Raw genomic sequence first — 26,102 nt, 5'->3', positions numbered from 1 at the left:
GTAGGGAGGCCCACATATCTCCTGGGCAACGTCTGTCGGGATGGATTTGAGTCGTCCCGCAAGACGGGCGACAATCCCCGCCTCCCCGATGGCCCCGCAAGCCGATCCCTGGATCCATGACCCCCCGATTCGTACACCTGCACGTGCATTCCGAGTTCTCCCTGGTGGACGGCCTGGTCCGGGTCGGCCCCCTGGTGGAGGCCTGCCGGGCATCGGGGATGCCCGCCTGCGCCGTCACCGACCAGGACAACCTGTTCGCCATGGTGAAGTTCCACAAGGCCGCCCTGGGGGCCGGCCTGAAGCCCATCACCGGGGTGGATGTACGGGTGACGGCGCAGCAGCCCACGGACCCGCCCACCCGCCTGGTGCTGCTGTGCCAGGACGACGAGGGCTACCGTAACCTCACCCGGCTGGTGAGCCGCGCCTACCTGGAGGGCCAGGACAGCGGCAGCCCGGTGCTGCAGCGGGACTGGTTCACGCCGGAGACCTGCCGCGGCCTGATCGCCCTCTCCGGCGCACGCGAGGGGGAGGTGGGGCGCCTCCTGCTCGCCCGCCACGACGAGGCGGCCATGGAGGCCTGCGCCCACTGGTCGGCCCTGTTCCCGGACCGCTTCTACCTGGAACTGGTGCGCACCGGCCGGGAAGGGGAGGAGGACTACCTCCATGGCGCCGTGGATCTAGCGACCCGCATGGGCCTGCCGGTGGTGGCCAGCAACGACGTGCGCTTCTTGCGCGCGGAGGACTTCGACGCCCACGAGGCCCGGGTCTGCATCCACGACGGCCGGGTGCTGGACGACGAGCGCCGCCCGCGGCTCTACAGCCGCCAGCAGTACCTGCGCACACCCCAGGAGATGCAGGACCTGTTCCAGGACATCCCGGAGGCCCTGGAGAACACGGTGGAGATCGCCCGCCGCTGCAACCTGACCCTGACCCTGGGGGAGAACCACCTGCCGCAGTTCCCCATCCCCGAGGGCATGACCACCGATGCCTATTTCCGCAGCCAGGCCCGGGAGGGGCTGGAGGAACGCCTGCGGGTCCTCATCCCCGAGGACACCCCGGAGCGGGAGGAACGGGCCCGCCCCTACCACGAGCGTCTGGAGCGGGAGCTGGACGTCATCTGCCAGATGGGGTTCCCCGGCTACTTCCTCATCGTGGCCGACTTCATCCGCTGGGCCAAGGACAACGGCGTGCCGGTGGGGCCGGGGCGGGGTTCCGGAGCCGGCTCCCTGGCGGCCTTCGCCCTGAAGATCACCGATCTGGATCCCCTGCGCTACGAACTCCTGTTCGAACGCTTCCTCAACCCCGAACGCGTCTCCATGCCCGACTTCGATGTGGACTTCTGCATGGAGAAGCGGGACCGGGTCATCGAATACGTGGCCGAGCGCTACGGCCGGGAGAAGGTCTCCCAGATCATCACCTACGGCACCATGGCCGCCAAGGCGGTGGTGCGGGACGTGGGCCGCGTCCTGGGCCATCCCTACGGCTTCGTGGACCGCATCGCCAAGCAGATCCCCATGGAACTGGGGATGACCCTGGACAAGGCCCTGGAGCAGGAGGAGGACCTGCGCCAGAGCTACGAGGACGACGAGGAGGTGCGCACCCTCATCGACCTGGCCCGCAAGCTGGAGGGGGTGACCCGCAACGCCGGCAAACACGCCGGCGGGGTGGTCATCGCCCCCACCCGCCTCACGGACTTCTCGCCCCTGTTCTGCGAGCCCGGCGGCCAGGGGGTGGTGACCCAGTTCGACAAGGACGACGTGGAGGCCATCGGCCTGGTGAAGTTCGACTTCCTGGGCCTGCGCACCCTCACCATCATCGACTGGGCGGTGCGCAACATCGGGGCCTCCACCGATCAGGTCCCGGACATCAACGCCATCCCCCTGGACGACCCGGACACCTTCGGCCTGCTCAAGCGTCAGGAGACCACCGCCGTCTTCCAGCTGGAATCCCGGGGCATGAAGGACCTGATCAAGCGCCTGCAGCCGGACGATTTCGAGGACATCATCGCCCTGGTGGCCCTGTACCGCCCCGGTCCGCTGCAGTCGGGGATGGTGGACGACTACATCAACCGCAAGCACGGCCGGGCCGAGGTGCACTATCCCCATCCCGCCCTGGAGCCCATCCTGCGGCCCACCCACGGCGTCATCCTCTACCAGGAACAGGTGATGCAGATCGCCCAGGTGCTGGCGGGCTACAGCCTGGGGGGCGCCGACCTGCTGCGCCGGGCCATGGGCAAGAAAAAGCCCGAGGAGATGGCCAAGCAGCGGGAGATCTTCCTCAAGGGGGCCCTGGAACAGGGGGTGGACGAGGCCACGGCCACCTACATCTTCGACCTCATGGAGAAGTTCGCGGGCTACGGCTTCAACAAGTCCCACTCCGCGGCCTATGCCCTGCTGTCCTACCAGACCGCCTGGCTCAAGTGCCATTACCCGGCGGCCTTCATGGCGGCGGTGCTCTCGGCGGACATGGACCACACGGACAAGATCGTCCATCTCATCGACGAATGCCGCTCCATGGACCTGGAGGTGATCCCGCCGGACGTGAACGCCTCCAGCCACGAGTTCACGGTGCGCGACGCGCGCACCATCGTCTACGGCCTCGGGGCCATCAAGGGGGTGGGGGAATCGGCCATCCAGGTGCTGCTGGAGGCGCGCGCCCAGGCCGGGCCCTTCCGTGACCTGGACGACCTGTGCCTGCGGGCCGACTCCCAGAAGATCAACCGCCGCACCCTGGAGGCCCTGATCCGGGCCGGGGCCCTGGATTCCATCGGCCCCAACCGGGCCACCCTCATGCACCGCCTGCCCCAGGCCATGTCCCGGGCGGAGCAGCACCTGCGGGATGAGAGCGTGGGTCAGGGGGACCTGTTCGGCGTGGTGGAACCGCCCCGGGCCGAGGCCCCGGAGACCGAGATCCTGCCCGAGTGGGACGAGGAGAGCCGCCTGCTGGCGGAGAAGGAGACCCTGGGGCTCTATCTCACCGGCCATCCCATCCTGCGCTACGAGCGGGAACTGGCGCAGATGACGAAAAAGCGCATCGCTGACCTCTTGGCGGACCTGTCCGGGGACAACGGTCAGGACGGCGGCAATGCCCCCCCCGGCCGGGGGCGCCACCGGGAGCAGACGGTGGTGGTGGCGGGCCTGATGGTGGCCATCCGCACCCGCAACGGCCAGTCCGGACGCATGGCCTTCCTCACCCTGGACGACCGCAGCGGTCGCGTGGAGGTGGCCCTGTTCGGCGACGACTACCAACGCTACCGCCATCTCCTGGTGAAGGACCGCCTGCTGGTGGTGGAGGGGGGCGCGGCCATCGACGAGTTCAGCGGCGGCGTGCGTCTGCGCTGCCGCCAGCTCATGGACCTGGACCAGGCCCGGGAGCACTTCGCCCGGCGCCTGGACCTGGCGGTGAACGGCAATGCCACGCCGGAGCTGGCACAGCACCTGCGCACCCATCTGGAACCCCACCGCAACGGCCAGTGCGCCGTGGTCCTGGACTACTGCAACCAGGAGGCGCGGGCCCGCCTGCGTTTCGGCGAAGGCTGGCAGGTACGCCCCAGCGAGGAACTCCTGCAAGGCCTCAAGGGGCTGCTGGGGGAGGACGGGGTGCGGGTGCGCTATCCGTGAGGCACTTTTCTGCGCCGGCGCCCCGTGTACAATGGCCGGTTCCGAGCAACCGACCCGACGGCGACCGATGAACCCGGACTTCCTTGATTTCGAGCAGCCCATCGCCGAGCTGGAGGCGAAGATCGAAGAGCTTCGCCGCGTCAGCGACGACGCCGAGGTGAACATCCAGGACGAGATCAACCGCCTGGAGGCCAAGTGCAAGAGCCTCACCGAGTCCATCTTCTCCAAGCTGTCGGCCTGGCAGGTGGCCCAGCTGGCGCGCCATCCGCGGCGGCCGTATACCCTGGATTACGTGGCGCACATGCTCACGGACTTCGAGGAACTGCACGGCGACCGGGCCTTTGCCGACGATCCCGCCATCGTCGGCGGGGTGGGGCGCCTGGCCGGCAAGCCGGTGATGGTCATCGGCCATCAGAAGGGGCGGGACACCCGCGAGAAGATCCACCGCAACTTCGGCATGCCCCGCCCCGAGGGCTACCGCAAGGCCCTGCGGCTGATGCAGACGGCGGAGCGCTTCGGCTTGCCCATCATCACCTTCATCGACACCCCCGGGGCCTACCCCGGCGTGGGGGCGGAGGAACGGGGCCAGAGCGAGGCCATCGCCCGCAACCTCATGGAGATGTCCCGGCTGCGCACCCCCATCGTCTGCACCGTGGTGGGCGAGGGGGGCTCCGGCGGCGCCCTGGCGGTGGGCGTGGGGGACCAGGTGCAGATGCTGCGCTACAGCACCTACGCGGTGATCTCCCCCGAGGGCTGCGCCTCCATCCTCTGGAAGAGCGCGGAAAAGGCCCCGGAGGCCGCCGAGGCCATGGGCATCACCTCCACCCGCCTGAAGGAACTGGGCCTGATCGACCGTGTCATCGACGAGCCCCTGGGGGGCGCCCACCGCGATCCCGCGGCCATGGCCCACACCCTGAAGAACCAGCTGGTGGAGACCCTGGACGAACTGCAATGCAAGGATCCCGACGCGCTGGTGGAGGCCCGCTACCAGCGCATCCTCAAGTACGGCCAGGTCTGACCCCGACCGGGGGGCGGTGTTGAACCGCGTCCCCGCGAGCGGGGAGGTGCCCGAGAGGCTGTGCCAGGCCCTGGGGCGTCTGCCGCCCGCCCGGCGCCGTCTGGCGGCCCTCAGCGGCGGCCTGGATTCGGTGGTCCTGCTGCACGCCCTGGCCGGGCTGGAATGCGCCCCGCCCCTGATCGCGGTCCATGTGCACCACGGCCTGAGCCCCCGGGCGGAGGCCTGGGCCGCGGCCTGCGAGGCCCTGTGCCGGCGCCTGGGGGTGACGTTCCACTGCCTGCGGGTGGACGCCGCCCCGGGCCGCGGCGAGAGCCCCGAGGCGGCGGCCCGGCATGCCCGCTACGGCGCCCTGGCGGCCTTCATGCAGCCGGGGGACGGTCTGCTCACCGCCCATCACCGCCGCGACCAGGCGGAGACCCTGCTGCTCCAGCTCCTGCGCGGGTCCGGTCCCGCCGGGCTGGCGGCCATGCCCCTGTGGCAGCCCCTGGGCCCCGGCTGGCACGGCCGCCCGCTGTTGGAGGTGGACCGCCCGCAACTGGAGGCCTACGCCCGCGCCCACGGCCTGGACTGGGTGGAGGACGAGAGCAACCAAGACCCCGCCCTGGACCGCAATCGCCTGCGCCATGAGATCCTGCCCCTGCTGCGGGCGCGCTGGCCCGCCGTGGACGCCACCCTGGCCCGGGCGGCGGCCCTGCAGGCCGAGGCCCAGGACCTTTTGGCGGAGCGGGCGCGGGAGGACCTGGAGACCCTGCGGGGGGAAGACCCCGGCACCCTGTCGGTGGCCGCCCTGGCCCGGCTGCGCCGTCCCCGCCAGCGCAACGCCCTGCGGGGCTGGCTGGAGGAGAAGGGGCTGCCCCTGCCCGGCCGGGCGCGCCTGGAGAGCCTGCTGCAACAGGCCCTGGGGGCCGCCCCCGATGCCGCCGTGCGGGTGGCCTGGCCCGGGGCCGAGGTGCGCCGTTACCGCGATGCCCTCCATGCCATGGCACCGCTTGCCGCGCCGCCGCCGGGGTTGTGCCTGCCCTGGGACGGCCGCACCCCGCTGGCGGTGCCGGGCACCGGCGTGACCCTGACCCGCGACGGGGTGATGCGCTGCCATGGCCTGGATCCCGCCGCGCTGCCGGCCCCGGTGACGGTGGGCCTGCGCCGGGGGGGGGAGCGGCTGCGCCTGGGGGGGCGCACCCGGGTGCTGAAGAAGCTGCTGCAGGCGCGGGGTATCCCGCCCTGGGAACGGGAGCGCATCCCCCTGATCCATGCCGGTGACCGCCTGGCGGTGGTCTGGGGCCTGTGGACGGCGGAGAGGCCGTGAGCGCCACCCTGGGGGCCTGCATGGTCTCCCCCGAGGGGGCCTGCGCCGCCGCCTTTGTCTATGGCGGCCGGCGCCCCCGGGGCCGGTAGGCGGATCCCGGGGCGTCACAGGGTGGTGACGGTCACCTCGCAGAGCCCGCCCAGCACCAGGTGCTCCCCCTCGCCGCGCAGCAGACCCGGGAGCAGGTCCTGGAAGCAGCACACCTTGGTCATGGGGATACGGGCCGTGAGGATGGAGTCCCCGAACTCATCGGCCCGCTCACGCACACGGCTGAAGGCGTTCACGTTGTTGAGCAGCAGCACGGCCCGGTCCCGGGCCGGCCGGGAGAGCACCTCGTGTTCCTCCAGGCGGTTGACCCCCCGATGGAGGGTGAGATGGGTCCGCCCGGGATGGCGCCGGGCCAGCTCGTATTGGCAGAAGCCGTAGAGCAGATCCAGCTGGGCCTCCAGGGCGTTGGTGTTGCACAGCCCGCTGGTGCGCTCGTGCAGGAAGCGGGCGTAGGCCTCGCCAGCGGCCTCCTGCAGGGGCCCGCGATGGAAGCGGGTCACCAGCCCGAAGCGGGATTCCACCCACCCCTTGATCACCGCCGCCTCCCTTCCGTCCGGGTTGAACCCCCAGCCCCGCACCAGCCGCCGGTAGTCCGCCTTCTCCCGCCCTCCGGGCCCCGTCAGGCCGCAGGCCGCCGGATCGTCCAGGCAGAACTGTCCGCGCATCCAGGCCATGAAGTCCTCCGCCCGCAGGGCGGGATCGTCCAGGGTGTCCAGATGCCGCCACAGGTCCCGGTGCAGGTCCGCCAGCCCGTCCAGCAACAGGGGCGCCGGATGGCGCTGGTAGGTGAGGCTGCCCAGGATCACCGCTGGCAGGTTGCAGCGGTTGATGGGCAGGCGCGCCCCGGCGGGCAGGGTGGGGCCGGTGTCGTTATCCCCACAGCTCTGGGGTCTTTGTCGTGTATGCAACGCCTCGATTCCTGCCTGGTATGGGGTTTTATTCCGTTAAAACAGGGTGTTGAAGCCATCTTCCGGCATGGCACGGGGGTTGCAAACCCCCTGGTGAACCCAACCTGACCCGCGTCAGAGGAGATCCACACCATGCCCACACGTCAATGCGCCATCTATGGCAAGGGCGGTATCGGTAAGTCCACCACCACCCAGAATCTGGTCGCCGCCCTGGCGGAGGCCGGCAAGAAGGTCATGATCGTCGGCTGCGATCCCAAGGCCGACTCCACCCGCCTGATCCTGCATGCCAAGGCCCAGCAGACCATCATGCAGATGGCCGCCGACGCCGGCAGCGTCGAGGACCTGGAGCTGGAGGACGTGATGCGTACCGGCTACGGCGACGTCAAGTGCGTCGAGTCCGGCGGTCCCGAGCCGGGGGTCGGCTGCGCCGGCCGCGGCGTCATCACCGCCATCAACTTCCTGGAAGAAGAGGGCGCCTACGAGGAAGACCTGGACTTCGTCTTCTACGACGTCCTGGGGGATGTGGTCTGCGGGGGGTTTGCCATGCCCATCCGCGAGAACAAGGCCCAGGAGATCTACATCGTCGTCTCCGGCGAGATGATGGCCATGTTTGCCGCTAACAACATCGCCAAGGGCATCGTCAAGTATGCCAGTTCCGGCAGCGTGCGCCTGGCGGGGCTGATCTGCAACAGCCGCAACACCGACCGCGAGGACGAACTCATCATCGCCCTGGCGGAGAAGCTGGGCACCACCATGATCCATTTCGTGCCCCGGGACAACGTGGTGCAGCGGGCCGAGATCCGCCGCATGACGGTGATCGAGTACGACCCCAAGGCCAAACAGGCGGACGAGTACCGCGCCCTGGCCCGGAAGGTCATCGATAACCAGCATTTCGTCGTACCCACCCCCTGCACCATGGACGAGCTGGAAGACCTGCTCATGGAATTCGGCATCCTGGACGTGGAGGACGAGAGCATCGTCGGCAAGACCGCCGAGGAAGAGGCGGGGGCCTCGGCCTGATCCCGACGGCGGAACGTCCGGCGTCGCCCATCCCACCTGACGCCCGTCCACGGCGAAGTGGCGGCGAGCAGAGGAGCATCCTGCAATGTGCGCAATGAAACGCGAAGAGGCCGAGGCCCTCATCCAGGAGGTGCTGGAGGTCTACCCGGAGAAGGCCCGCAAGGACCGGGCCAAGCATCTGGCGGTGAACGACCCCTCGGCGGAGAGCGCCAAGAAGTGCATCGTCTCCAACCGCAAGTCCCAGCCCGGCGTGATGACCATCCGCGGCTGCGCCTACGCCGGCTCCAAGGGCGTGGTCTGGGGCCCGGTCAAGGACGTGGTGCATATCTCCCACGGCCCCGTGGGCTGCGGCCAGTACTCCCGCGCCGGCCGGCGCAACTACTACACCGGCCACACCGGGGTGAACGCCTTCGGCACCATGAACTTTACCTCGGATTTCCAGGAGAAGGACATCGTCTTTGGCGGTGACAAGAAGCTGGAGAAGCTCATCGACGAGATCGAGACCCTGTTCCCCCTGAACAAGGGCATCACCATCCAGTCGGAGTGCCCCGTGGGGCTCATCGGCGATGACATCGAGTCCGTCTCCAAGAAGAAGGGCAAGGAGCTGGACAAGCCGGTGGTGCCCCTGCGCTGCGAGGGCTTTCGCGGGGTGTCCCAGTCCCTGGGGCACCACATCGCCAACGACGCCATCCGTGACTGGGTCCTGCCGCGCCGGGACGGGGACGACCGCTTCGAGTCCACCCCCTACGACGTGGCCCTCACCGGCGACTACAACATCGGCGGCGACGCCTGGGCCTCGCGCATCCTGCTGGAGGAGATGGGCCTGCGGGTGGTGGCCCAGTGGTCCGGGGACGGCACGATGTCTGAACTGGAGCTGGCCCCCAAGGCCAAGGTGAACCTGCTGCACTGCTACCGCTCCATGAACTACCTGGCGCGGCACATGGAGGAGAAGTACGGCATCCCCTGGATGGAATACAACTTCTTCGGCCCCACCAAGATCGCCGAGAGCCTGCGCAAGATCGCCGCCCTGTTCGACGACAAGATCCAGGAGGGGGCCGAGCGGGTCATCGCCAAATACCAGCCCCAGATGGACGCGGTCATCGAGAAGTACCGCCCGCGCCTGGAGGGGCGCAGGGTGATGCTCTACGTGGGCGGCCTGCGCCCGCGGCATGTCATCGGCGCCTACGAGGACCTGGGCATGGAGGTGGTGGGGGCCGGCTACGAGTTCGCCCACAACGACGACTACGACCGCACCATCAAGGATATGGGCGACGCCACCCTGCTGTTCGACGACATCACCGGCTACGAGCTGGAGCGGTTCGTGCAGCGGGTGCGCCCGGACCTGGTGGGCTCGGGGATCAAGGAGAAGTACATCTTCCAGAAGATGGGCATCCCCTTCCGCCAGATGCACTCCTGGGACTATTCCGGTCCCTACCACGGCTACGACGGCTTTGCCATCTTCGCCCGGGACATGGACATGACCCTCAACAACCCCTGCTGGGACCAGTTGAAGGCCCCGTGGAAGAAGGCAGCGGCCGAAGGCGCCAGGGCGGCGTGACGATCCCGCGGCGCCACACCCGGCGCCGCGACCCCCATCCCGTTTTCCAAGGCCGTCCGTCCACGGATGAGTGGCGCGGCAGGAGAAAAGACCCATGAGCCAGAACCCCGAACAGATCAAGCCCTGCTACCCCCTCTTCCAGGAGGAGGACTACCAGCAGATGCTGGCCCGCAAGCGGGCCGTCTCCGAGGAGGCCTACAGCCCCGAGAAGATCCGCGAGGTCTTCGAGTGGACCACCACGGCGGAATACAAGGACCTCAACTTCCAGCGGGAGGCCCTGACGGTGGACCCCGCCAAGGCCTGCCAGCCCCTGGGGGCCGTACTCTGCTCCCTGGGCTTTGAGAAGACCCTGCCCTATGTGCACGGCTCCCAGGGCTGCGTCGCCTATTTCCGCACCTATTTCAACCGCCACTTCCGCGAGCCGGTGGCCTGCGTCTCCGACTCCATGACCGAGGACTCGGCGGTCTTCGGCGGCCACAAGAACATGACCGAGGGGCTGGAAAACGCCAGGGCCCTGTACCAGCCGGAGATGATCGCCATCTCCACCACCTGCATGGCTGAGGTCATCGGCGACGACCTCAACGCCTATGTGGGCAATGCCAAGAAGGAGGGGGCCATCCCCGAGGATTTCCCCACGCCCTATGCCCATACCCCGTCCTTCGTGGGCAGTCACGTCACGGGCTGGGACAACATGTTCGAGGGGACCATGCGCTACTTCACCCTCAACGACATGGAGGGCAAGGAAGCGGGCAGCAACGGCAAGCTCAACCTGGTGCCCGGCTTCGAGACCTACCTGGGCAACTACCGGGTCATGCACCGCATGATGGAGGAGATGGGGGTGGACCACACCCTGCTGTGCGATCCCGCGGAGGTGCTGGACACCCCCGCCGATGGCGAGTACCGCATGTACGCTGGCGGCACCTCCCGGGCCGAGATCCAGGACGCCCCCAACGCCCGGGACACCCTCCTGCTTCAGCCCTGGCAGCTGGACAAGACCCGCAAGTTCATCCAGGGCACCTGGAAGCACGAGGTGCCCAGGGTGAACATCCCCATGGGGCTTGAATGGACCGATGCCTTCCTCATGAAGGTCTCCGAGATCACGGGCCGGCCCATCCCCGAATCCCTGGAGCGGGAACGCGGCCGCCTGGTGGACATGATGACCGACTCCCACACCTGGCTGCACGGCAAGAAGTACGCCCTGTGGGGGGATGCGGACTTTGTCATGGGCATGAGCAAGTTCCTCCTGGAACTGGGGGCCGAGCCCCGGCACATCCTGGTGCACCACGCCAACAAGCGCTGGAAGAAGGCCATGGAGCAGATCCTCTCCGAGAGCCCCTACGGCGCCGAGGCGGAGGTGCACATCAACCGTGACCTCTGGCACCTGCGCTCCCTGGTGTTCACCGACAAGCCCGACTTCATGATCGGCAACTCCTACGGCAAGTTCATCGAGCGCGATACCTTCACCAAGGGCCGGGAGTTCCAGGTGCCGCTGGTGCGCATGGGCTTCCCCATCTTCGACCGCCACCACCTGCACCGCATGACCACCCTGGGCTACGAGGGCGGCATGTACATCCTCACCACCCTGGTGAACGCGGTGCTGGAGCGGCTGGACGACGAGACCATGGAGATGGGCGTCACCGACTACCACTACGACCTGGTGCGCTGAGGCCGGCCCGGTGCAGCGCGCCCCGGGGGCCACAGGCCCCCGGGGTTCCCCCAAGACCCTGCAGGAGCACGTCCCCATGCCCAGCGTCATGATCAACCGTACCGCCAGCGGCGATCTCTCCCTCTACGTCCCCAAGAAGGACCTGGAGGAGGCCATCGTCTCCCTGGAGCACGAAGGCCCCGGCCGCTGGGGCGGCGAGGTCACCCTGGCGGACGGATCCCGGTACTTCCTTGAACCCATGGACGAGGCCCCGCGCCTGCCCATCACCCTGCGCGCCCGCCGCCTGTAGGCCCGCGAGGGATCCGCCCCCATCCAGCAACCCGGAGATCCCCATGCCCACCGAGATGCTCGACCGTGAATGCGCCCTGCGCATTGCCCTGGCCCGCCGGGTCCTCCCCGGCATCGAACTCGCCCGCCTCGTGGAGATCCTCATCTCCCGGCTCGGCGCGCCCATCACGGTGAAGGCCCTGGACGGCCTCAGCGCCGATCACCTGAAGGAAGGACTGGAACGCACCCGCCCGGCGGACGCGGAGGGTCCTCCATGGGATGAACGGGGCCTGGGCATGGCCCTGCGCTACCTGCACGGCGAGCGGGAGGTGGAACCGCCCCTGCCGCCCCTGGCCCCCTACAGCGAAGGGGATCTGCCCGGCTCCCTGCGCGTGGCCCTGGCCTCCAACAGCGGGGAACGGGTGGACGGTCACTTCGGTTCCTGCGTGCGCTTTCTGATCTATCAGGTCTCGGGGGACACCGCCCTGCTGGTGGACATCCGCCCCACGGCGCAGCTGGACAAGGCACCGGAGCGCAATGCCGCCCGCGCCGGGCTCCTCGGGGACTGTCACCTGCTGTACGTGGAGAGCATCGGCGGCCCCGCCGCCGCCCGGGTGATCCGCGCCGGCGTCCATCCCATCAAGCGCCCGGGGGGCGTCCACGCCCGGGAGATCCTGGAGGAACTCCAGACCGTGCTCCGGGGCTCTCCGCCCCCCTGGCTGGCCCGCGCCATGGGCCGAGAGGCGGCCACCCTCGAGCGCTTCGCCGCCTTGTGACGGTCAGGCGGTGGTACTCAGGCGACCCTGGAGCGGACCCAACGTTCGAAACGCCCGTACACCTCCAGTGCAGGCTCGATGGTCCCGATCACCCGATCCAGATCGATGGAATCGTAGAGATGGGTGAGGAGATTGCGCATGGCGCAGGCGTCCATCAGGGCGCTGGCCAGTTCCTCCGGCAGGCCCAGACGGTCCCGCAGCACGGCGAAGACCTCCCGGTAGCTGGCGGCCAGCGGGTGCCCCTCCAGGCGCAGTAGCTGCAGGCCGAGATCCGCCGAGGATTCGCAAAGGAGTTGCAGCAGGCGTTCCACCGCGTAATGTTCCCTGCGCCGGCCCTGGGTATCCAGTGTGGAATAGGAGTCCAGGTCGGTGAGGAATTGCCTCAACATCCTGAGCTTGCGCTGGATAATCTCCACGCGGTCCGGGGTCATGGATAGAGCGGCTCCTCGGCGTGTTTCTGGAATTGAACCGAGTCGGCGTACAGGAAAAAGGCCCGGTCCTGCTCCCGGTCGAAGCGGCCGGGTTCTTCTTCATGCAGGCACAATCCATCCCGGAACACGTGATACCGGATCAACGGGCCCGTGCCATCGTGCAGTACCAGCAGATCCACCGGCCCGGGCAGGATCTCTTCCAACTGCCGCAGCCAGCGGGCCTGGGTCATGAAATCCGGCACGCATTTCGGCAATACAGCCAGATCGATATCGCGTCCGGCCCCTTCCCGTGCGGTGGAACCGAACAGGATCACCAGACACCAGCCATGGCGCCGAGCCAATGCCTGGATGGCCTGGTGTTGTTCAGGGGAAAACGTCACTGGGGGCATGGGTCTCCCAGCTCCTAGAGCAGGACGTCACGGTCTTTTCAAAGACGAGGGTTGTGCGACGCGGATGAAGCCCGGCTACAGGCCTGCGGTTATGATGCCCCAGCGGGGGCCATTTTTCGAGGTTGCCGCCAGGCCGTGCGCGCCATGGTCGGGAGGCGGCGTCCCGGAGCGCTTCGCCGCCTTGTGACCTGATATGCCGTGAATGGGACCCGAATCGGCATGCGGGAACGCCGGACCCAGCCCACCCCCCGGGAACGCCGAGCCCCAGCTCGGCACGGAAAAGGCCAAGCTAGGGCTTGGCGCTCCCAGCGACTCCCATGGGTACGCCGGGCCCCAATCCACCCCCCTGGGAACGCCGAGCCCCAGCTCGGCACGACAGGGCCAAACCAAGGCTTGGCGCTCCCAGCGCCCCATGGACACGTCGGGACCCAGCCCGCCCCCCGGGAACGCCGAGCCCCAGCTCGGCACGGACAGAGCCAAGCTAGGGCTTGGCGCCCCCAACCATCCCCATGGAGACGCCGGACCCAGCCCGCCCCTGGGAACGCCGAGCCCCAGCTCGGCACGGACAAGGCCAAGCTGGGGCTTGGCGCTCCCAGCCATCCCCATGGAGACGCCGGACCCAACCCGCCCCCCGGGAACGCCGCGCCCCAGCTCGGCACGGACAAGGCCAAGCTGGGGCTTGGCGCTCCCAGCGCCCCATGGACACGTCAGAACCCAGCCCGCCCCCTGGGAACGCCGAGCCCCAGCTCGGCACGGAAAAGGCCAAGCTAGGGCTTGGCGCTCCCAGCGACTCCCATGGGTACGCCGGGCCCCAATCCACCCCCCCGGGAACGCCGAGCCCCAGCTCGGCACGACAGGGCCAAACCAAGGCTTGGCGCTCCCAGCGATCCCCGTGGGAAGGCCCGGCCACTGAAAACGCCGAGTCCTGCTCAGCATGAACTGACCCGGGTGCCGGTAACGGTCTGCTCAAGGGCCTGGCTTGTGTCCGGGGCGTGATACTCGAAACGCAGGGACTGGGGGTAGGGGAAGACATCCCCGTGGATGCCCCGGCGCACCTCCTCCTGGCGCCGCTGCCAGTAGCGGTAGTCGAACAGCTCCGGGTGCAATTCCTTCAGGGTGCGGCGGATCTTCGGGTCGGTGCTGAGGAAGGTGATGAACTCCTCCGGGAAGATCTCGTTGGGCCCCGCCGAGTACCAGGCCTCGGAGCTGAGCTCATCCTCGGGGAAGGGGGGCTCGGGGATCTTGCGGAAGTGGCATTCGGTGAGATAGCAGATCTCGTCGTAGTCGTAGAAGACCACCTTGCCGCTCTTGGTGACGCCGAAGTTCTTGAACAAGAGGTCGCCGGGGAAGATGTTCACCCCCATGAGCTGCTTGATGGCCTGCCCCCAGTCGTCCAGGGCCTGGCGCGCCTCGGCCTCGCTGGCCCGCTCCAGGTAGACATCCAGGGGCAGCATGCGCTTCTCGATGTAGAGATGGCGGATCACCAGGTTGTCCCCGTCCATCTCCAGCTGGTGGGCCGCCTCCCGCTGCAGGGTCTCCAGAAGCTCGGGGGAGAAGCGGTCCAGGGGGAAGGCCACCTCGGAGAACTCCAGGGTGTCGGCCATGCGGCCCACGCGGTCGTGCATCTTCACCTGCAGGTAGCGCCGCTCGATGAGCTCGTGGGTCACCTCCTTCTGCGGCGGGAAGCGGTCCTTGATGACCTTGAACACGTAGCGGTAGGAGGGCAGGGTGAACACCAGCATCACCAGCCCCGGCGTGCCCTGGGCGACGACAAAGGCATCGTCGCTGCGCTCCAGGTGGTGCAGGAAGTCCCGGTAGAACTCGTTCTTGGCCTGCTTGTGGAAGCCGATGCTCATGTACAGCTCGGCGATGGGTTTATCCGGCATGATGTCGCTGAGGAAGGCCACCGTGGCCGCCGGCACCGGCGTCTTCACCAGGAAGTAGGCCCGGGCGAAGCTGAACACCGCCGCCGCCTCCTGGCGTGTCACCAGCAGGGTGTCCGCCACCAGCCCGCCGCGTTCGTTGTTGGTCAGGGGCACGATGAAGGGGTGGCTGCGTCCCTCGTGCACCACACGGCCGATGAGATAGGCCGCCTTGTTGCGGAAGAAGGGGAACTCCAGGATGTCGATGCGCAGATCCCCCATGGCCTCGGGCCCGAACTCCGAGCGCTGCTCCAGGGTGCGGGCGATGTTGGCCACGTCCCGGGACAGATCGGCGTGGGGCAGGTTGAAGTAGAAGGCGGAGAGGATCTCCCAGATGCAGGTCTCCAGGCCCCCGTCCCGGGTGTGGAAGGTGAGATAGCCCCGGTAGCGCTCCGCCAGGTCCTGCCGGTCGGCCACCGATTCCACGAAGATCATGTCGTTGTTGTAGTACTTGCGCTCGAACAGGCGGCAGAAGACGGAGTTGTAGAAGGTCTCCGCCAGCTCCGGGCGGGAATGGTGTTGCAGCAGCTCCATGTAGGCGATCTTCACCTGCTGCCACAGGGTCTTGTCGAACCCCTCCATGCCGAAGTTGGCCCTGACCTTGGCCTGGGTCTCCTGCACCCGCTCGTCGTAGGAGCTGATGCGCTTCACCGAGGCGGCGCGCACCGCCTCCCAGTCCGCCTGCTCGAAGCGTTCCCGGGCCCCGCTGGTGATCTCCTGGAAGAAGGAGAAGTGCCGCTCGAAACCCGTGAGGATGGAACGGGCGATTTGCCGTGCGCGATCCTGCATGCCTGGTCACCTGTTATGCGGTTACGGCCGGATACCCGATCACTGTATCACGCCCCCGGCGGGGCGATCCGTCGGATGACGCGCTGCCGCAGACCGTTCATCGGCCCCCATGGGCCCGGGGCCACCGGCGCTGGCGCCCGATTATGTTGCATTGCATCAATTAATGACTATTATTGAAATTTCTTGCTGGCATTTGTTCCCGTGCGCGTTACTCTGGATTGCTCTACGTCAAATGCCGGGGCAGGGCAGACGCCGCAGCAGGCGGGCGGCCATCTTCGCAGGGAAGGGCGGTCCAGGCCCCCGGATACAACAAGCCCGGTGACGGGTCATTCGCTCAAGTGACAGAGGGTCAGGCATGAATCGAGAAGAACAGATCAAGGCGCTGGAGAAGGACTGGGCCGAGAACCCCCGCTGGAAGGACGTGCGCCGCGGCTACACCGCCGCCGATGTGGTGCGTCTGCGGGGCTCCGTGCAGGTGGAACACACCCTGGCCCGGCGCGGCGCCGAGAAGCTGTGGGATCGGGTCCATGGCGGCGCCCGCAAGGGCTACGTCAACTGCCTGGGGGCCCTCACCGGCGGACAGGCCGTGCAGCAGGCCAAGGCGGGCATCGAGGCCATCTACCTCTCCGGCTGGCAGGTGGCGGCGGATGCCAATACCTCCGAGACCATGTACCCCGACCAGTCCCTGTACGCCTACGACTCCGTCCCCACCGTGGTGCGCCGCATCAACAACGCCTTCAAGCGGGCCGACGAGATCCAGTGGTCCAAGGGCATCAGCCCGGAAGACCCGGAGGGTGTCGACTACTTCCTGCCCATCGTGGCCGATGCCGAGGCCGGTTTCGGCGGCGTGCTCAACGCCTTTGAGCTGATGAAGAACATGATCACCGCCGGCGCCGCCGGGGTGCATTTCGAGGACCAGCTGGCGGCGGTGAAGAAATGCGGCCACATGGGCGGCAAGGTGCTGGTGCCCACCCAGGAGGCGGTGCACAAGCTCATCGCCGCGCGCATGGCCGCCGACGTCATGGGCGTGCCCACCCTGCTGCTGGCCCGCACCGACGCCGAGGCCGCCACGCTGCTCACCTCCGACTTCGACGACAACGACCGGCCCTTTATCACCGGCGAGCGCACCGCCGAGGGCTTCTACCACGTGAAGAACGGTCTGGAGCAGGCCATCAGCCGCGGCGTGGCCTATGCCCCCTATGCCGACCTGGTCTGGTGCGAGACCGGCACGCCGGATCTGGGCTTCGCCCGCGAGTTCGCCGAGGCCGTGCGGGAGAAGAATCCCGGGCAGCTCCTGGCCTACAACTGTTCGCCGTCCTTCAACTGGAAGAAGAACCTGGACGACCGCAGCATCGCCGAGTTCCAGGACAAGCTCTCGGAGATGGGCTACAAGTACCAGTTCATCACCCTGGCGGGCATCCACAGCATGTGGTTCAACATGTTCGACCTGGCCTATGATTACGCCCGCGGCGAGGGCATGAAGCACTACGTGGAAAAGGTGCAGCAGCCCGAGTTCGAGGCCCGCGAGAAGGGCTACACCTTCGTCTCCCACCAGCAGGAGGTGGGCGCCGGCTACTTCGACGACATCACCACGGTGATCCAGGGTGGCACCTCCTCGGTGACGGCCCTCAAGGGCTCCACCGAGGAAGGCCAGTTCAGTAGCTGAGGCCGGTCCGCATCCGGTTCCACCACCGGGGCCGCCCCGCATCCTGCGGGTGCGGCCCCGCTTTTTTCCAACCAGTGGAGAGAACGATCCATGACATCACGGCGGTTGAGCTTCCAGGGAACGGCCGATCTGTGCGACGAGCACCCGGGAGAGGACCTCCGCATCTGTGAACCCGTCTTCCGGGACTATGGGGGCGAGAAGGCCTTCTGCGGGGAGGTGGTCACCCTCAAGTGTTTCGAGGACAATTCCCTGGTGCGCACCCTGCTGGAACGGGGCGGCCGCGGCCGTGTGCTGGTGGTGGACGCCGGTGGTTCCCTGCGCTGCGCCATGCTGGGGGACCAGCTGGCCCTGCTGGCGGTGAAGAACGGCTGGTCCGGCGTGGTGATATACGGCTGCATCCGTGATGCCCGCGCCTGCGCCGAATTGCCCCTGGGGATCAAGGCCCTGGCCACCCATCCCCTGAAGACCCAGAAACGCGGCGAGGGCCGGGAGGACATCCCCGTGCGCTTTGCCGGTGTACGCTTCAACCCCGGCGATCTCCTCTTCGCCGACGAGGACGGCATCGTCGTCCTGGACCCGGACAACCCATGAGCGAACGACGCCCGCGCTACCGCCTCACCTTCGCCTGCCCGGACCGGGTGGGGATCGTCGCCGCGGTGAGCGGCTTTCTCGCCGAACACGGCGGCTCCATCACCGAGGCCAGCCAGCACTGCGATGCCGCCAGCGGCTGGTTCTTCATGCGCTGCGAGATCGATGCCGCCACGTTGCCCTTCGATGGGGACGGCCTGCGCCAGCGCTTCGCCCCCGTGGCCGAGGCCCACGGCATGCGCTGGCAGGTCATCGACAACATCACCCCGCGGCGGGTGGTGCCCCTGGTGAGCCGGCAGGACCACTGCCTCACGGACCTGCTCTACCGCTGGCGCAGCGGCGAGCTGCTGGCGGAGATCCCCTGCGTCCTCTCCAACCACGAGGACCTGCGGGCCTACGTGGAATGGCACGGCATCCCCTATCACCACGTCCCGGTGGACCCGGATCACAAGGCCGCCGCCTTCGCCCGCATCACTGAACTCATCGACCAGGCCCGGGCCGACACCGTGGTCCTGGCCCGCTACATGCAGATCCTCCCCCCCGAGGTCTGCGCCCGCTATCCCGGGCGCATCATCAACATCCACCACAGCTTCCTGCCGTCCTTCGTCGGCGCCAGGCCCTACCACCGGGCCTTCGAGCGGGGCGTCAAGCTCATCGGTGCCACCTGCCACTACGTCACCGACCAACTGGACGAGGGCCCCATCATCGAACAGGACGTGGTGCGCGTGCATCACGACGACACCGTGGACGACCTGATCCGCCTGGGCCGGGACGTGGAACGCACCGTCCTCGCCCGGGGCCTGCGCTACCACCTGGAAGACCGCGTCCTCATCCACGGCAACAAGACCATCGTCTTCGACTGAGAAACGCCACTCCGGGAGCCCCGAACCCCAACCCCGCCCCCGGGAACGCCGAGCCTCAAGCCCATCCCCCGGGAACGCCGAGCCAAACCCGCCCCCCCGGGAACGCCGAGCCCCAGCTCGGCACGACAGGGCCACACCAAGGCTAGACGCTCCCAGCGCCCCCACAGAACCGCCGGGCCAAACTCGCCCCCCCCGGGAACGCCGAGCCCCAGCTCGGCACGACAGGGCCAAACCAAGTCTTGATGCTCCCAGCGCCCCCCAGGACCGCCGGGCCAAACCCGCCCCCCGGGAACGCCGAGCCCCAGCTCGGCAAGAACAGAGCCAAGCTGGTGCTAGGCGCTCCCAGCGCCCCCCAGGACCGCCGGACCCACCCGGCCCCCCGGGAACGCCGAGCCCCAGCTCGGCAAGAACAGAGCCAAGCTGGTGCTAGGCGCTCCCAGCACCCCCCCAGGACCGCCGGGCCCACTCGCCCCCTCCTGGGAACGCCGAGCCCCAGCTCGGCATACACAGAGCCAATCTGGAGTCCGGCGCTCCCGGCTCATTGATCAAAGGTTTCCTGATAGGGTATTTCTATTGCCCCTTCTCAAGATCATAACGATGCATCATCGGAGAGATCCTTGAGCATGGTGCGAACCGTATCCATGAGCACTGGGATATCGTTTTGACAAATTGAGAAAACCTCTTCGGCATCGACATCAAAATACCCGTGTGCGATCACATCTCGAACACCTTTGACACCCGGCCAATCGACGCCTGGATAGCGTGCCAGTAGGCTGCTACCCGTTTGCCTGTCCATTTGCTTGAATGCTTCACCCACCGCGATCAGGACCATACAGATGGCATCCAGTCGATCCTGTCCCTCGGGGCTATCGTAAAAATCTTCGGGTGTCGTGATGCCGGTGAATCGGCGTGGGATGCGCTCAAGTGCAGCCAGTACATCCTCCAATCGTTCAACGATCAGAGGATCAAGTGACATAACGCGCCTCATTCTGGATGCGGGCCTTCAAACGTGGGTTCATGCGGGCTCGTAACCGGATGACGTCCACATGACAGCCCATCCATTCCTCAAGCTCCTGGCGCATATGCGAGGCCCGAAACAGATTGGGTGCGTCGGTCTCGTATACGACATCGATATCACTGTCCGGCCCCGAATCGCCTCGGGCCACCGAACCGAACAACCCGATTCTGGTAATCCCATAGCGCTCCCCCCGGCGATCCTTGAACTGCTGCAGGATCGCCAGCACCTCGTCCCGCCGAGTTTCGCTACTCATTGGATTTTGCTCATATCTATGGACCAGTTCGGGCATGATGATTGGATGGTAGCCGACCCTGAACACCCATGACCAGGGAAAGCCACGGCGGATACCAGCCCCCGGGAACGCCGAGCCCCCAGCTCGGCACAACAGGGCCAAACCAAGGCTTGACGCTCCCAGCACCCCCACAGCACTGCCGGGCCCACTCGCCCCCTCCTGGGAACGCCGAGCCCCAGCTCGGCACGACAGGGCCAAACCAAGGCTAGACGCTCCCAGCAATCCCCCCAGGACCGCCGGGCCCACCCGGCCCCCTCGGGTGCTCGGCACTCCCAGGGGCGGGTACGGTTGCGGTGATCTAGCGTCTCATCCCCCCTCCAGCGCCGCGCGCAGGGCCCGTAGCCCCGGCCGGCGCCGCCGCAGCGCCGCTTCCGGCACCACCCTGGGGCGCTCCGGCCCCAGATAGCGCAGATGGCTGCCGCAGGCGGCGCGGCAGTCCGAGGCCCCGAACCCCGGCACCGGCACCTCGCCCCCCACACGGGCATTGGCCTGGCACTCCGGCGCCTCCGACAGCACCACATGCACCACCCGCGCCTCCCGCCGCGTCAGCAGCCAGTCCACATGCCAGCGCAGGGTCTTGTCCCGACGCAAATGCCGCTCCACCCGCGCCGCCAGGTTCCGCCGTGCGCTGCCGGTGTACACATACCACCCCGCCGGCAGCCGCGCCGCCGGCAACCGACCCGCCTGGAGGCGGCACGGTCGGCGCAGATGGATGTAGAGCTGGTAGGTGGTGGGCATCCGCTGTAATCCTGGAAGGTTCTCAGGTGAGAAGCAGGGCCGAAACCTCCTGGTGCAGGCGCTGCAGCTCCTCCCGGAGCGACTTCGCCTTGGAAGGTTGGATGAAACCGCCGTGGTTGATGTCGTTGCGCAGCTGCGTGATGCGCTCATAGCAGGGCACCAGGGCCTTCGGGATCCACTCCCGGGCGGCGCGGGCCACCTCCGGATAGGCGGCCAGCTCTTCCTTCCATTCCGACTCCGGCCTGGGTTCCTTGCCGCCGAGCACATTCAATAGCTTGGAAAGCAGATTACGCCGCGCTTTCGTGGCGGCCTTCGTATCGGCCACCTTTGCATCGATGCGCTCCATCTCGGGGATGCGCAGGTCCAGCAGGGTAATGATGCCCTCCTGCAACAAGGTATATCCCTGCTGGGTCTGGCCGTGGCGGATGCACCAGCCCACCGCGTGGAGGAGATTTTCCGCAGATTGGTCCTCCCAAAGCGCCAGGTCCTCGGAAAGCCGCTCCAATACGGGTTGCAGCGGCGGCAGGATATCCGTCTGCACCCTCTGCAGGGGTTCCAGGATGCGCTTCCGGGCCTTGAATTCGGCCAATTCCTGCCCCCGCACCGTATCGATCCCCTCCGCCAGTTCCGTAAGCCCCTGGGCGATGCCCCGCAGGGCACGGGCCGTTTCGTCCTTGCCCTGGGTCTCTCGGAGAACGGGTTGAACCTCCTGTTGGACCAGGCGGTTCAGATCGTCCGGCTGACCGGAGCGCAGGAAACGGTCGATGCCCACGCTCCAGTCGAACAGGCCAAGGAAGGGGGTCATGTCCATGATGGGGGCATCCCGCTCTTCCACGGGCATGGCCTCCACCTGCCTGGGAGGGCCCAGGCGTTCGAAGGCCCCGTAGTACACCCCTTTCAGACGGATGTCCTTGGTGACCTTCAGGTACTGGATCAGCACGGTGAAAAGGAGGGGGAGAAAGCGGAACGAGTGGGTGATGTCGAAGGTGATGGCATCTCCCTCGTGTATCGCATCGTTGAAGATCCGGAAGATCTCCCAGGCATCGTCCGTCCCTCCCGGTTCGGGGATCGGGAGGGCCTCCACGCGCCCCGGCCAGCCCCGGGCCTCCAGCTCATGCCGCAAGGCCTCCAGGTGCTTCTCCCGGGCCTGGGGTGTGCAGGCGATCAGGGCCCGGTCTTCGGGGCCAAAATCGGCGCAGTGGAGTCCCAGCAAGGCGGTCTGGACGAAACGCACATTGTTCGCCCGCCGCGCCCCGTGGCCGTCCTCGGGCAGACAGTAGTTGCAGGGGAGGTAATTGCCGGTTCCGAGAAAGGAGATGAACAGACGGGCCATGTCGGATTGTCCCTTGGATGATCGTGGATGAGGCAGGGCAGGGGATGTCGACCGTTTCCGGTATAGGGGCCGTGAAGCGGTGATGATCCCGCAAGCTTGTCACCTCCCGCATCCCGGGGCGAAGCCCGCGGCAGGCCAGCCCGGGAAGAGGGAGACAAGGCACCCTAGTGCACCTGCATCGAGAAGCGCAACCAGTCGCGGTTCCCGGGGCCATCGGCCCGTCACCTGCCGGCGATGGATCACCGTGGCAAGCCTGCCTCATCCCTCCCCAGGGACCCGGGGCGCTATTGTGCATCCCGTGGGGCGCGGCCCGGACCAAGGGAAGGGCCAGGGACGCAGGGATGCGGCGTCCCCCTGTTTTTCCTGAGAGGAGGTGTCATGAAAGATGACCAAGAGAGCCCTCTATCTGGCGGCCTATGACGTCTCCTCCCCCAGTCGTCTGCGGGCGGCCCTGGCCCTGGTCAGGGCCTATGCCACCGGCGGACAGAAATCCGTACATGAGGTCTTTCTCACACCGGCCGAGCGCCATGGACTGTTGCACGATATGGCACTGCTGCTGGACGAGCGCGAGGACCGTTTCCTGTTGCTGCGCCTGGATGCCCGCGGGCGGGTGCATACCTTAGGGCAGGGGGCCGAGCCCTGCGATCCGGACCTGTTTTACATGGGGTGATGTCATGGGAACCCTTCTGCTGGACCGTGCGGACCTGGAGGTACGCATGGATGGCCAAGCCCTGGCCCTCTATCAGCAGGGGGCGCGTTACAGCAATGTGCCCCTGAAATTGCTGGAACGGGTCATCATCCAGGGCCGTCAGACCCGCCTGGACGCGGAGGTGTTGTCGCGCCTGGCCGAGGCGGGGGCCTCGGTGCTCGTCCTCAGCCCGCGGCAATCCCGGCGCATCGCCCTGGTGTTGGGCCCCAGACACAACGAGGCGGCGGTACGCATCGCCCAGACCGGACGCCTCTCGGACGAGTCCTTCTGCAGCCGCTGGTCCCGGGACCTGGTGCGCGCCAAGGTATCCCGCCAGGTTCGCCTCCTGCGCAAGGCGAGGCGATCCCGTCCCGATGCCCGCAAGGCTCTCACCGATGGCATCCAAACCCTCTCGGACAGCCTGGGGCGCCTGGAAACCGGTCCCGAACCCGCCATTCCCCCGCTGCGGGGGCTGGAGGGCGCTGCGGCCCGTGCCTATTTCACTGCCCTGCGCAGCCTCTTCCCGCCCGCATTGGGGTTTTCCGGGCGCAACCGTCGCCCGCCCCGGGACCCGGTGAATGCCTGCCTCTCCCTGGCGTACACCCTGCTGCACTTCGACGCCGTACGCGCCGCGCAGATCGCCGGGCTGGACCCCCTGATCGGCTTCTATCATCGCCCGGCCATCGGTCGCGAATCCCTCGCCTGTGATCTCGTGGAGCCCTTGAGGCCGCTGGCGGACGAATGGGTATGGGGGCTGTTCCGCAAGGAGATACTGACCGCGGATCATTTCAGCCGGCACGGCCAGGGTTGCCTGCTGGGAAAGGCCGGCCGCCGGCATTTCTATGCCCACTGGGAAACCGCGGCACCACTCCACCGCCGCTGGCTGCGGCAGCGCTGCGCCCGGCTGGCGCGGACCCTGCGCAGCGAAGGGGCGCAATGGCTGGAAGACCCGGAGCAGGAGGAGGATTAAGGGATGCACGGTCACCATGATGGAAGACATGACCCCCTGCAGGAACCCGCGCGCAAACCCCTGTACCTCCTGGAGGGGCCACGCGAGGTTACCGCCCGGGACACCAGCCTGGCGGTGCGCAATGGGACGCATGTGACGAACCTGCCCCTGTCCCGGCTGGACCGCATCCTCTCCGGCCCACAGGTCACCTGGAACGGAAAGGCCCTGCAGGCCTGTCTCGGATATGGCATCCCCATCACCTGGGTGGATGGATCAGGGCACCCCCTGGGCACCCTGAGTCCACCGCCCGGGTGTGCCGGACCGCTGGCAGACGCGATCCAGCGCTATCTGGATCGCCCCGAATGGCCCGATCAGTACCCCCAATGGCTGAAGCACCGCCGCATGGACGTGCTGCAATCCTGGCGCAACGCACTCAGTCGACAGGGGCATCCCCCGCCGGCAGGCATCCTGGAGGGCATCAAGCGGGACTTCGTCTATGCCGACCAGATCCCCAACCATTTCCCCGACGAATCCCTGGGATGGTGTTACGGGGTCGTGGAACAACGATTGAACAAGGAAGGGATGCAGCCCTACTATTGGGGCTTTGGCGGTGTGCCCCTGCCGCTGGCGGAGGACATCGCCCGCCTGCTGTGGGCCGAACTCAATCTGCACTGCGGCACCCTGCCCAGGCAGGTGCAAACCCGGCCCGAAGCCCTGGTGTTCTTTGAAAACTGGGTACAGAAAAATGCCGTCAGGGTCCACCACCACCTGGGGGATCTGAAACGACACATCCGCTCGGAGATCTCGGGATGTCGGTGACGGCGCAGAAGGAATGGATCATCTGCTACGATATCCGCGACCCCAAGCGCCTCACCCGCGTTCACCGGTTCCTCAAGGGACACGGCCAACCGGTGCAGTACTCGGTCTTCTACTACGAAGGCCATACCGGCCAACTGGGCCGTCTCCTGCAGGACCTGGAAGAACTCATCGACCCCCGAAGAGACGATGTGCGTGCCTACCCCATCCCCCGCCCCATGGAGGTTCATACCCTGGGCCGGGGTAGCCTTCCGGACGATGTGGAACTACACTCCGATAAGGCCCCCGGCCTGGCCCTTTTCCTGCAAGGACAGCACAAGACATGAAGACCAAACCAGTACATTCAACCGGCAGCAGGATACCCCGTATCCCCCGTCCATCCGGATGGAATGGCCCACTCAAACCGAAGTTCCCTCCACAGAAGCCGGAGTTCTCCGGAAACCCAGCTGCAAGTCATGATTTCTGCAGCATTATCCGCATCGAGCAGACCGAAAACCTTCCCTGAAGAAGAAGGGATTAAGACCTATACTCATTCGCCCGGTTCTCTGGTTCGGTTCGACCGAAAACCTTCCCTGAAGAAGAAGGGATTAAGACATCGGATAATGGAACGAGATCATCTCGTCGCCCGCGACCGAAAACCTTCCCTGAAGAAGAAGGGATTAAGACGGATTCATAGTGCTTCTCCTTTGTTGGTTGGACCGAAAACCTTCCCTGAAGAAGAAGGGATTAAGACTCCGCTTCAAACCAGTAAATTGTTGTTTCATCTTGACCGAAAACCTTCCCTGAAGAAGAAGGGATTAAGACGCCTGTTCCTGGTGCTCCTCCTGCCTCATGCCGCGACCGAAAACCTTCCCTGAAGAAGAAGGGATTAAGACGCTCGCTGCCTGGCTCGCCAGCGCAGCGGCAATCAGACCGAAAACCTTCCCTGAAGAAGAAGGGATTAAGACATCCGGCCAGCCCGCACGGTGCTCCGGTGCGACGGAGACCGAAAACCTTCCCTGAAGAAGAAGGGATTAAGACGTCGATGTGGGCGGATTTCTCGGCCATCTTCAGGGGACCGAAAACCTTCCCTGAAGAAGAAGGGATTAAGACCACCACGCCCCTACCCACGGGGCACCCACCAGACGACCGAAAACCTTCCCTGAAGAAGAAGGGATTAAGACATGTCCTCCAGGTCCTGCGTGAAGACCTCCGAGAGACCGAAAACCTTCCCTGAAGAAGAAGGGATTAAGACGGCGTTTGTGAGCTCCACGTGGGGGCCTCGGCGGCTGTCAAGGTGGTTGTCGCCTGAGAGCACATCGTTATGCAGCCATTTTCAGTGGCTGATCTTGAGCAACGCGCTCAGGATTCATGGTGACGATATCGACATGCGACCAGTTACGAGTCTTTCCACTCCAGCGCTCCGGGCGAAGCTGTCGGGCTCTTTGGAATTG

General features: G+C 66.8%; 23 protein-coding genes and 1 CRISPR repeat array. Of the genes, 15 read left to right on the top strand and 8 right to left on the bottom strand.

Annotation, left to right across the window (positions count from 1 at the left end; translation table 11 throughout):
* The first annotated feature begins 116 nt into the window (after window positions 1-116).
* From dnaE to tilS, 3 genes are all read left to right on the top strand, one after another.
* A complete protein-coding gene (gene dnaE, locus BM214_RS08320) occupies window positions 117-3,620 on the top strand; it encodes a DNA polymerase III subunit alpha (RefSeq protein ID WP_090485560.1) in 3,504 nt (1,167 codons plus the stop codon).
* A 67-nt stretch (window positions 3,621-3,687) separates the two neighbouring features.
* The gene (accA, locus tag BM214_RS08315; protein ID WP_090485558.1) at window positions 3,688-4,638 is read left to right on the top strand and encodes an acetyl-CoA carboxylase carboxyl transferase subunit alpha; all 951 of its coding nucleotides are present in this window, start codon (window positions 3,688-3,690) and stop codon (window positions 4,636-4,638) included.
* A gap of 46 nt (window positions 4,639-4,684) precedes the next feature.
* Complete coding sequence (tilS, locus tag BM214_RS08310) at window positions 4,685-5,944, top strand: tRNA lysidine(34) synthetase TilS (protein WP_244887904.1); 1,260 nt, start codon at window positions 4,685-4,687, stop codon at window positions 5,942-5,944.
* Between the two features lie 104 nt (window positions 5,945-6,048).
* On the opposite strand, the gene BM214_RS08305 is transcribed toward tilS, so the two are convergent.
* Window positions 6,049-6,900 carry an NAD(+)--dinitrogen-reductase ADP-D-ribosyltransferase gene (locus BM214_RS08305; protein WP_090485554.1) on the bottom strand — a complete coding sequence of 284 codons (852 nt, stop codon included), beginning with the start codon at window positions 6,898-6,900 and terminating at the stop codon, window positions 6,049-6,051.
* A 132-nt stretch (window positions 6,901-7,032) separates the two neighbouring features.
* On the opposite strand from BM214_RS08305, the gene nifH reads away from it, so the two are divergent.
* From nifH to BM214_RS08280, 5 genes are all read left to right on the top strand, one after another.
* Window positions 7,033-7,920: a nitrogenase iron protein gene (gene nifH / locus BM214_RS08300; RefSeq protein ID WP_090485551.1), complete on the top strand. Its 888-nt coding sequence runs from the start codon at window positions 7,033-7,035 to the stop codon at window positions 7,918-7,920.
* 85 nt (window positions 7,921-8,005) lie between these two features.
* Window positions 8,006-9,478: a nitrogenase molybdenum-iron protein alpha chain gene (nifD, locus tag BM214_RS08295; RefSeq protein WP_090485547.1), complete on the top strand. Its 1,473-nt coding sequence runs from the start codon at window positions 8,006-8,008 to the stop codon at window positions 9,476-9,478.
* 94 nt (window positions 9,479-9,572) lie between these two features.
* Window positions 9,573-11,144 carry a nitrogenase molybdenum-iron protein subunit beta gene (gene nifK / locus BM214_RS08290; protein ID WP_090485544.1) on the top strand — a complete coding sequence of 524 codons (1,572 nt, stop codon included), beginning with the start codon at window positions 9,573-9,575 and terminating at the stop codon, window positions 11,142-11,144.
* Window positions 11,145-11,220: 76 nt separating this feature from the next.
* The gene (gene nifT, locus BM214_RS08285) at window positions 11,221-11,433 is read left to right on the top strand and encodes a putative nitrogen fixation protein NifT (protein ID WP_090485759.1); all 213 of its coding nucleotides are present in this window, start codon (window positions 11,221-11,223) and stop codon (window positions 11,431-11,433) included.
* 43 nt (window positions 11,434-11,476) lie between these two features.
* Window positions 11,477-12,187 carry a dinitrogenase iron-molybdenum cofactor biosynthesis protein gene (locus BM214_RS08280; protein ID WP_090485541.1) on the top strand — a complete coding sequence of 237 codons (711 nt, stop codon included), beginning with the start codon at window positions 11,477-11,479 and terminating at the stop codon, window positions 12,185-12,187.
* A 17-nt stretch (window positions 12,188-12,204) separates the two neighbouring features.
* On the opposite strand, the gene hepT is transcribed toward BM214_RS08280, so the two are convergent.
* From hepT to aceK, 3 genes are all read right to left on the bottom strand, one after another.
* Window positions 12,205-12,618, bottom strand: coding sequence for a type VII toxin-antitoxin system HepT family RNase toxin (hepT, locus tag BM214_RS08275; RefSeq protein WP_090485538.1), 414 nt, complete (start codon window positions 12,616-12,618; stop codon window positions 12,205-12,207).
* A complete protein-coding gene (locus BM214_RS08270; RefSeq protein WP_090485535.1) occupies window positions 12,615-13,007 on the bottom strand; it encodes a nucleotidyltransferase family protein in 393 nt (130 codons plus the stop codon). Before BM214_RS08270 ends, hepT begins: the two co-directional genes overlap by 4 nt.
* A gap of 929 nt (window positions 13,008-13,936) precedes the next feature.
* On the bottom strand, window positions 13,937-15,718 hold the full coding sequence (aceK, locus tag BM214_RS08265) for a bifunctional isocitrate dehydrogenase kinase/phosphatase (RefSeq protein WP_090485532.1): 1,782 nt from the start codon (window positions 15,716-15,718) through the stop codon (window positions 13,937-13,939).
* A gap of 355 nt (window positions 15,719-16,073) precedes the next feature.
* Between aceK and aceA the strand changes: the two genes are divergently transcribed.
* The 3 genes from aceA to purU all read left to right on the top strand — a co-directional run bounded on the left by aceA (window position 16,074) and on the right by purU (window position 18,835).
* Entirely contained in the window at window positions 16,074-17,384 is a 1,311-nt protein-coding gene (gene aceA, locus BM214_RS08260) for an isocitrate lyase (RefSeq protein ID WP_090485529.1), read from the top strand.
* Window positions 17,385-17,474: 90 nt separating this feature from the next.
* The gene (gene rraA, locus BM214_RS08255; RefSeq protein ID WP_090485526.1) at window positions 17,475-17,975 is read left to right on the top strand and encodes a ribonuclease E activity regulator RraA; all 501 of its coding nucleotides are present in this window, start codon (window positions 17,475-17,477) and stop codon (window positions 17,973-17,975) included.
* Window positions 17,972-18,835 (top strand): formyltetrahydrofolate deformylase, encoded by an 864-nt coding sequence (gene purU, locus BM214_RS08250; RefSeq protein WP_090485521.1) that lies wholly within the window; start codon window positions 17,972-17,974, stop codon window positions 18,833-18,835. The genes rraA and purU overlap by 4 nt, the downstream gene beginning before the upstream one ends.
* Before the next feature lie 589 nt (window positions 18,836-19,424).
* Here purU and BM214_RS08245 read toward each other — a convergent pair.
* The 4 genes from BM214_RS08245 to csx2 all read right to left on the bottom strand — a co-directional run bounded on the left by BM214_RS08245 (window position 19,425) and on the right by csx2 (window position 22,216).
* Complete coding sequence (locus tag BM214_RS08245) at window positions 19,425-19,811, bottom strand: HepT-like ribonuclease domain-containing protein (protein WP_090485518.1); 387 nt, start codon at window positions 19,809-19,811, stop codon at window positions 19,425-19,427.
* Window positions 19,801-20,142, bottom strand: coding sequence for a nucleotidyltransferase family protein (locus BM214_RS08240; protein WP_218149045.1), 342 nt, complete (start codon window positions 20,140-20,142; stop codon window positions 19,801-19,803). The genes BM214_RS08245 and BM214_RS08240 overlap by 11 nt, the downstream gene beginning before the upstream one ends.
* Before the next feature lie 309 nt (window positions 20,143-20,451).
* The gene (locus BM214_RS08235) at window positions 20,452-20,883 is read right to left on the bottom strand and encodes a GIY-YIG nuclease family protein (RefSeq protein WP_090485512.1); all 432 of its coding nucleotides are present in this window, start codon (window positions 20,881-20,883) and stop codon (window positions 20,452-20,454) included.
* A gap of 22 nt (window positions 20,884-20,905) precedes the next feature.
* Complete coding sequence (gene csx2, locus BM214_RS08230; RefSeq protein ID WP_090485509.1) at window positions 20,906-22,216, bottom strand: TIGR02221 family CRISPR-associated protein; 1,311 nt, start codon at window positions 22,214-22,216, stop codon at window positions 20,906-20,908.
* A 385-nt stretch (window positions 22,217-22,601) separates the two neighbouring features.
* Between csx2 and BM214_RS08225 the strand changes: the two genes are divergently transcribed.
* The 4 genes from BM214_RS08225 to cas2 are packed head-to-tail and all read left to right on the top strand — an operon-like array spanning window position 22,602 to window position 24,995.
* Window positions 22,602-22,886: a CRISPR-associated endonuclease Cas2 gene (locus BM214_RS08225; protein ID WP_090485506.1), complete on the top strand. Its 285-nt coding sequence runs from the start codon at window positions 22,602-22,604 to the stop codon at window positions 22,884-22,886.
* Between the two features lie 4 nt (window positions 22,887-22,890).
* On the top strand, window positions 22,891-23,874 hold the full coding sequence (gene cas1 / locus BM214_RS08220) for a CRISPR-associated endonuclease Cas1 (protein WP_090485503.1): 984 nt from the start codon (window positions 22,891-22,893) through the stop codon (window positions 23,872-23,874).
* Between the two features lie 3 nt (window positions 23,875-23,877).
* Window positions 23,878-24,672 (top strand): CRISPR-associated endonuclease Cas1, encoded by a 795-nt coding sequence (locus BM214_RS08215; RefSeq protein WP_090485501.1) that lies wholly within the window; start codon window positions 23,878-23,880, stop codon window positions 24,670-24,672.
* Window positions 24,663-24,995 (top strand): CRISPR-associated endonuclease Cas2, encoded by a 333-nt coding sequence (gene cas2, locus BM214_RS08210; RefSeq protein ID WP_090485498.1) that lies wholly within the window; start codon window positions 24,663-24,665, stop codon window positions 24,993-24,995. Before BM214_RS08215 ends, cas2 begins: the two co-directional genes overlap by 10 nt.
* A 160-nt stretch (window positions 24,996-25,155) precedes the next feature.
* Window positions 25,156-25,903: a CRISPR direct-repeat array (repeat unit 37 nt; unit sequence GACCGAAAACCTTCCCTGAAGAAGAAGGGATTAAGAC).
* Window positions 25,904-26,102 lie beyond the last annotated feature (199 nt).

Source organism: Ectothiorhodospira mobilis, assembly GCF_900114895.1.
GTDB lineage: Bacteria > Pseudomonadota > Gammaproteobacteria > Ectothiorhodospirales > Ectothiorhodospiraceae > Ectothiorhodospira > Ectothiorhodospira mobilis_A.
This window is presented reverse-complemented; position numbering and strand designations above follow the sequence as displayed.

Coding starts and splice junctions, on each gene's coding strand:
- nifT (WP_090485759.1), top strand. CDS start 11,221: ATGCCCAGCGTCATGATCAACCGTACCGCCAGCGGCGATCTCTCCCTC.
- accA (WP_090485558.1), top strand. CDS start 3,688: ATGAACCCGGACTTCCTTGATTTCGAGCAGCCCATCGCCGAGCTGGAG.
- BM214_RS08225 (WP_090485506.1), top strand. CDS start 22,602: ATGACCAAGAGAGCCCTCTATCTGGCGGCCTATGACGTCTCCTCCCCC.
- nifH (WP_090485551.1), top strand. CDS start 7,033: ATGCCCACACGTCAATGCGCCATCTATGGCAAGGGCGGTATCGGTAAG.
- aceA (WP_090485529.1), top strand. CDS start 16,074: ATGAATCGAGAAGAACAGATCAAGGCGCTGGAGAAGGACTGGGCCGAG.
- cas2 (WP_090485498.1), top strand. CDS start 24,663: ATGTCGGTGACGGCGCAGAAGGAATGGATCATCTGCTACGATATCCGC.
- BM214_RS08240 (WP_218149045.1), bottom strand. CDS start 20,142: ATGCCCGAACTGGTCCATAGATATGAGCAAAATCCAATGAGTAGCGAA.
- BM214_RS08215 (WP_090485501.1), top strand. CDS start 23,878: ATGCACGGTCACCATGATGGAAGACATGACCCCCTGCAGGAACCCGCG.
- nifD (WP_090485547.1), top strand. CDS start 8,006: ATGTGCGCAATGAAACGCGAAGAGGCCGAGGCCCTCATCCAGGAGGTG.
- nifK (WP_090485544.1), top strand. CDS start 9,573: ATGAGCCAGAACCCCGAACAGATCAAGCCCTGCTACCCCCTCTTCCAG.
- dnaE (WP_090485560.1), top strand. CDS start 117: ATGACCCCCCGATTCGTACACCTGCACGTGCATTCCGAGTTCTCCCTG.
- purU (WP_090485521.1), top strand. CDS start 17,972: ATGAGCGAACGACGCCCGCGCTACCGCCTCACCTTCGCCTGCCCGGAC.
- hepT (WP_090485538.1), bottom strand. CDS start 12,618: ATGACCCCGGACCGCGTGGAGATTATCCAGCGCAAGCTCAGGATGTTG.
- csx2 (WP_090485509.1), bottom strand. CDS start 22,216: ATGGCCCGTCTGTTCATCTCCTTTCTCGGAACCGGCAATTACCTCCCC.
- BM214_RS08270 (WP_090485535.1), bottom strand. CDS start 13,007: ATGCCCCCAGTGACGTTTTCCCCTGAACAACACCAGGCCATCCAGGCA.
- aceK (WP_090485532.1), bottom strand. CDS start 15,718: ATGCAGGATCGCGCACGGCAAATCGCCCGTTCCATCCTCACGGGTTTC.
- BM214_RS08235 (WP_090485512.1), bottom strand. CDS start 20,883: ATGCCCACCACCTACCAGCTCTACATCCATCTGCGCCGACCGTGCCGC.
- cas1 (WP_090485503.1), top strand. CDS start 22,891: ATGGGAACCCTTCTGCTGGACCGTGCGGACCTGGAGGTACGCATGGAT.
- BM214_RS08280 (WP_090485541.1), top strand. CDS start 11,477: ATGCCCACCGAGATGCTCGACCGTGAATGCGCCCTGCGCATTGCCCTG.
- BM214_RS08245 (WP_090485518.1), bottom strand. CDS start 19,811: ATGTCACTTGATCCTCTGATCGTTGAACGATTGGAGGATGTACTGGCT.
- rraA (WP_090485526.1), top strand. CDS start 17,475: ATGACATCACGGCGGTTGAGCTTCCAGGGAACGGCCGATCTGTGCGAC.